This window comes from bacterium (assembly GCA_022616075.1).
Classification (GTDB): Bacteria; Acidobacteriota; HRBIN11; order JAKEFK01; family JAKEFK01; genus JAKEFK01.
Genome location: JAKEFK010000347.1, coordinates 1 through 5,704 on the forward strand (window position 1 = coordinate 1; position 5,704 = coordinate 5,704).

At 46.8% G+C, this 5,704-nt stretch carries 5 protein-coding genes; all 5 read right to left on the reverse strand.

Annotation, left to right across the window (positions count from 1 at the left end):
- On the reverse strand, positions 1–809 hold an 809-nt coding region (locus L0156_26930), incomplete at its 3' end, for a TniQ family protein (protein MCI0606635.1).
- Between the two features lie 34 nt (positions 810–843).
- Positions 844–1,965, reverse strand: a complete 1,122-nt coding sequence (locus tag L0156_26935) for a TniB family NTP-binding protein (protein MCI0606636.1) — start codon at positions 1,963–1,965, stop codon at positions 844–846.
- Entirely contained in the window at positions 1,962–2,819 is an 858-nt protein-coding gene (locus L0156_26940; GenBank protein ID MCI0606637.1) for a Mu transposase C-terminal domain-containing protein, read from the reverse strand. Before L0156_26940 ends, L0156_26935 begins: the two co-directional genes overlap by 4 nt.
- A 49-nt stretch (positions 2,820–2,868) precedes the next feature.
- A complete protein-coding gene (locus L0156_26945) occupies positions 2,869–3,666 on the reverse strand; it encodes a heteromeric transposase endonuclease subunit TnsA (protein ID MCI0606638.1) in 798 nt (265 codons plus the stop codon).
- A 171-nt stretch (positions 3,667–3,837) separates the two neighbouring features.
- Complete coding sequence (locus L0156_26950) at positions 3,838–5,409, reverse strand: TniQ family protein (protein ID MCI0606639.1); 1,572 nt, start codon at positions 5,407–5,409, stop codon at positions 3,838–3,840.
- Positions 5,410–5,704 lie beyond the last annotated feature (295 nt).

Sequence of the window (5,704 nt, forward strand, 5' to 3'; positions counted from 1 at the left end):
CACAATTGCAAGAAACTTTTAAGTTTCGGAATTGTCAGGCCGCGATACCAGTTCTCGATGCACCCCCGTGAGATACCAACAAAGCGTGCCAGCAAGGAGCAATTGCCATCCGCTGCAAGGCTAACAAGAGCCTGAATTTTTTCAACGAATCGTGATCGATCCAGCTGACCGACTTGCCTAGCTAAAAGGAGCAACTCGGCAATGATATTCTCAGAGTCGTATTGTTCGATGCTTTGCTTTTTTGTGAAGCTTCCCGCCAGCGACTTTTGACAATGCGCGCAAATTGAGAGTTCCGGATAAACAGGCAGGTACGGCTGTTTTCGTTTGCAGTTCGGGCAATTCCCAGCAAGCAAAGTTTCATGGGTTATACAACTGCGGATTCCCTTAACATACCAAACCGTCTGGTCGTAAACATCTTCGCCGGAGTTGAGGCATTCCGCGTAGCATTTCGGGCACCACCGTCTGCTTGGGTACAGCAATTCTTTGTCATCAATTACATTCCTGAAGCGCAGTAAAGAAAGCTGCTCGAGACGCATGCGCCCTGTGAGTTTCTGCAATGCAGTTACCCAATCAGAGGCCGTTACTCCTGTCCCGTTTAGATATTTTCTCTCTTCGTGTCTGCCTTCTTTTGTTAACCATAACTTTCCGATAACTGCGCCGATTTCCTTTTTCATCAAAGTCAGAGTGCGAAAGGAATGAGCCTTTGCCAGTCGCACGGTATAACTCGTTGGACTTTTCACTTGTGCGGTTCCAAGGCCTCTGGGAGTCAATGAATAGAGTCGAGTATGTTTAAAAGGCTGAATGTCCATAAGAGTCCTCATTGTAAATTCCTCATGGTAAGTATCAAACCGCTTTCCCGATCGGATCGCGTCCTGGTTTTCTGCGGCCAGGACGTCGATTGATGGGCTTTGTTTTTGGCGGCGGCGGCTCATCATCGTATTGATGGGATTTCGGTTCCGTCTGGAGGAACTTTTCGAATGCTCTTTCTTCCTGCTCTATACGTTGCCTCATTTTGGAGCCTCGCTCCTTGGAAAGGATAACTGTTGCTTCGAGGTCCTTGACCGTCATGGTTTTGGAATCATTCCGAAGAACTCGATTCAGCGAACGCATCAACCAGTCCTTTAAAATCCCGACGCAGCCGACCGATCGCTCATAAAGAAAATTACGATGCTCGATCAAGTTGGGCTCAAGTGGCAATGGCATCTTCTGCTGGAAGCTGTAGATAACGTTGGCAAACATTCGAAGATCAGTCGTTCGCTCCCGATACCGGGGAAAATGCAATGGCAGTGTGCGTCTGATGAGCTGATCACTCAGATCTAGAAGATCAACCATTTCATAGGTTCCCATGAGCACATGCAATACGCCGGTTGTGTTTGCGATTGATTTAATGCAATCCATTTGGTCTTGTAACTTGTAGCCACCGGATCGAACAAGATGCTGAGCTTCATCAACGAAAACAGCAAAGGGTTTTCTATGCAAAAGAGCCGATTCAAGAGCGAATCTCAGTTTGTTTCCGCTCATACTCCTGAAAGATGTCACAAGACCATGCAGATCAGGTTTCACCGATTTAATTTCGATCTTCTGATCAATAAGTGGCTCGTAAAGAGCCCGAAGCACTCGTTCATAATAGCCATTCCAGGAGAACTGGAGTTTGTCTCTCGCGATCACTTCGGTAGAGACGACCGGAATACGGCCTCGATCCCATTCAGGATCCGCCTGCTGCATTCGAGACCATTCTTCGTGAATTTCGGCTTCAATCAACTTCCGTAAAAATGTCTTACCAACGCCTGTTGGTCCAACAACAGCAAGTATTGAAGTCCCTGCGGGAAGCAGTATCGTGTTCCGCAGTTCATCGAAAAGACTGATGAGCAGGTGATGGGCAGCGACATAATCTTGGAAATATTTGAGCCGTTTCTGAACCGGAAGTTTCAAAAGTTCCAAAGGGAATGCTCTTTCTTTTTTCATCGTGCTTTTCTCCAGTTTAAAACTCTCAGTGATCCGACATCAACATCGAAGGGTTCGGAGATGTTAGGCTGCTCTGAACCATCCTGTGAACGTTGGTGTTGCCTTTTCATTTCGGCGCTTTTGCGATGGCGGATTTTAATTTCTTCTTGTTCGGTGTGCTGGACCTCTTCAAAGAAATGTGCAAACTCGGCAGCATTTGGGACATGTCGGCGGCCAAGATTTTGATATCGCTTACGAATCTCAACTGCTGCGTATTTCAACTCCGCCTCGGTGTAATTCTTAAGTTCATGATAGTGGCTGCGCGCATGACAAGGTTCCCATTGGCCATTCACAAAGGCATAAACCACACCCAGGTTGAACGGATCGTAACGGACATCCACGCGCGTCCCTGCAACTGTGGGTAGGGCCAACTTGTTCGACCAGTAGTACAGGTAGTTCACTTTAATTCCTCTACAGCCATCGACCTTCGTTTTACCAGTGCGAGGCGACGGCATGGAATCGATCAAAAAGTTTTGATCATATTCGATTCGTCGATATGGAACCGGATGCTTTTGCATCCCAAGTTCATAGGCTTCGTTAGGGCTCATTAAAAGCGTTCCATGTTGCCGGTCGTTGTAAAACTCGATCCACTTTCCAAAGGCGTCCCCAAATTTCGAAATCGTCCATGCAGCGAGTTTCTTAGGATTGGTTGATTTTGATACCTGGCGAACGTTCTTCATAATTTGCGTGTTGCCGATCAAGTTATGAACGAACAGCTCATTCGAAATTCCAAAGAATCGTTCAATCGGGGAACCGAATCGTGCTTTGGAAGGAGGCCTTTGCTTTTTGTTGATCCGGTAGGTCGCCAGAAACATCTCGAAGTGTCGGCTTCCGAATTCAGCGCCACAGTCAACGACGAGCGTCTCAGGGAGTCTGTTCCAGAGTCTGACGCATTCTCGAAGAACTTCTAGATATGATCTGTAGCTTGGTTTGAAGAAACGTTTCGTCAAGATCAACAAAGACTGTATTGTCTGAAATTAGCCAGTAGACGTCTTCAATCCTCACGGCTTCCTCTTGGAGCAGTTTGGAAAGGGAAATGCAACCATGGTGATTCAGGATCTCTACGATCCTTTCTTGACTGGAGTTGCTCTGCTTTTGAACTCTAGAATAGTAAGGCTCAAGCAGCTGTATGTTTCGCTGGAGGATATAGTTGATCTCATCTGAACTTGCAACTTCAAAGTCAAGACCGAATTCAGAAGCGTATCGAGTGGCCGCAGGTGAAATCCACTTCCCGTTTTCCTTAATGTATCGATCCGGGAATTTCTCGTTCAACTTGATCAATGATTTTTCTGTCTTTGTCTCAACCCACCCCGCAGCGGATTTCCGAAGCACAAAAAAATCCGGGGTGTAAATATGTCTATACCTTCTCCCGGAATCATCACGGTAATCCAGATAGAAACTCGGCACCTGCTCCCAGTATTCGATAATGTCTTCGTCAAACTCGAATTTGTAAATAAAAGGGAGCTCTACTGTATGGCTTTCAAATTGAACCGAGTGAGCCATCTTCCGACTACGATTGTAGAAGCCGCAAACGTTTCCAGCGCCGCCGCCTACACGTCTGGACGGTGGTTCCGATCTGATGGTTTCAATCAATCGGATCGCCTTCTCTGACAGCTTGTTCCTCTTGCACCAATTCTGAAACTCGTGGTTACTTTTGAACATGTTTTCTCCTTTTGAATTTGGAATTCTGAGATAATCGTAAGGGTTGAAAACCCGGAACAAGTATCAAAGCAGCAAGGTGGCACCGCAATGCCCCTCGTTAGGACCGAAATACACAGTGGCTCCAGGACTTACCAAGGGGGGAGTTTTCGTGGATCAGTGAGGAAAAGATCCCTACGAAACGCGCCTCTGCGCTATCATGCTCACAGCTTCACGGACAGCCTTTGTAAACCATACGGCATTATGCGTCACTTTCCTGGTCATTCGTGAAGCGACGCGCTTGCTTGAAGGATAAGTATCCTGAGTTTGCAGTTGCACAACAACTTTCATAATCTCATTCCGGATTTCATTTTGAAGCTCTTCGATTGCCTCGGCTCGAGATCGAAAGAAGCGGTGGCTTATCGATTCACATACTTGCGGGAATAACTTATTCAGATTGGGCCTCCAGCCAAATTTCTCGAAAATTCTTTTTTTCATTTTATTTACGGATGGCGGCGGCATTTCAGTTAGTGCATTTTCCAGAATTAGACGAACAGAACGATTGCGATTTCGTCGAGTGTTTTCAATGCAACTCTTGTGCGCTCTGGCAATTGAGCGTGCCTGACTATTGTGGCGCTTATATAGGGATGACTTTTCGTACTTGATCCTTTTTGCGACTTCAGAAAGAGAAGGCACTGGAACCTCCTGAAGCGCCTTTTCAAGAAGCTTCTTGATCTGCGCCGGTTTTCTTCTACGCTTCTTCACGCTATTTGACCAAAGTAAGTTGCCTTGTTTTTTATCGTGGGGCAGACGATATAACAGAGATTTTGCTTTCGGCTCCCAGCAACCGGTTAGGAATTCGACCAAGGGCGAATGAAGTGCCCAAACAAACTTGCAGACAGCGCTCAGTCGGGGCAGTAATCTCGCCGTTCTCCAGGCTCTAATTGTTTGGGGATCAAAGCCTGAGAGCGAGGCGAGAGCAGTCAAACTTCCTGCCCATTTAACAGCAATTTCGATGGATGCCATGAAGGCGTCTCGGGTTGCCAGATTGCTTCCAGCGGGTGTCGCAGCAAGCAAGTTTCCGATTGATTCAACTTTCCAGAATTCAAAATCAGACGGCTCGCAGTTGGGTGGAATTCGTAACTCAGAACTTCCCAACCAATTACCACACTGAGAACACAAGCCTGGAACATATCTTGAGTCGATCAACGGTACGCTCCGGTTGCAGGTCTGACACTTCTTTGAAAGTTGTCGCTGGTGGATTTTGCAAGCCATAACCGCTTCAAGAGACCAAAGAAGCGGATCGTACGCGACGCCCTTGTGGATCTGTTGTTCGTAACATTCAGGACACCAGACCCGAAACTTTCGTATCAAATTCTTCTGCGCCATCACCGCCCGCCACGGCAGCATCGTTGCAAACTTAAGCTCGTGTCGGAGAGTCAGGCGCTCAAGGGCGGTAACCCAATCGGTTGCCATTTGACCGGCACCGCAGATTGCCGTTGTCTGCGGAGACTCCGGCGAAAGAATATACCCTCGTTGCTTCAGCATCCAGGGCTTGTTTATTACTGGAACGATCTCTTTTGAAACAAGAGTTCCAACAGTCACACAATGTGCTGATGCCAGCCGACCGGTGTAGCTTGCGAGGTTTTCAACATGCTCAGTTCCTATACCGATTACTTTTAAATGATACAGTCGGCTGCTTAAATATTCTTTTTTTGTAACCTGTATCGCTGCCATAATTTTGAACGACCGTGTATCCTTTGGCATTGTATGAATTGACTTAATTTTTGTATGACAAAAACCAACCTGACAAACGAAATTTGTATGACAAAAATAGGTTCTGCTAAAATGACTGATGGGAAGAGACCCGTAGGAGGGGTCCAGGTTGTGAAAAAATAAAGCCAAAGGAAGGTTGCTTTCTGTGGGTTTTATCTGGGGAAAAAATGGACATTGGAACGAATCCGGATTAGAAAGCAGCAATGTAAGGTGGGCCGTCAATTTGCCAAGAATCATCAGCGGTGAAATATACAGCAAGGCGGGGAAGCTGGAAGGCTCAATTGCG

Bases quoted from the DNA above. Each gene is read 5' to 3' on its own strand.
- L0156_26935 (MCI0606636.1), bottom strand. From the start codon at position 1,965: ATGAAAAAAGAAAGAGCATTCCCTTTGGAACTTTTGAAACTTCCGGTT.
- L0156_26940 (MCI0606637.1), bottom strand. From the start codon at position 2,819: ATGTTTCTGGCGACCTACCGGATCAACAAAAAGCAAAGGCCTCCTTCC.
- L0156_26945 (MCI0606638.1), bottom strand. From the start codon at position 3,666: ATGTTCAAAAGTAACCACGAGTTTCAGAATTGGTGCAAGAGGAACAAG.
- L0156_26950 (MCI0606639.1), bottom strand. From the start codon at position 5,409: ATGCCAAAGGATACACGGTCGTTCAAAATTATGGCAGCGATACAGGTT.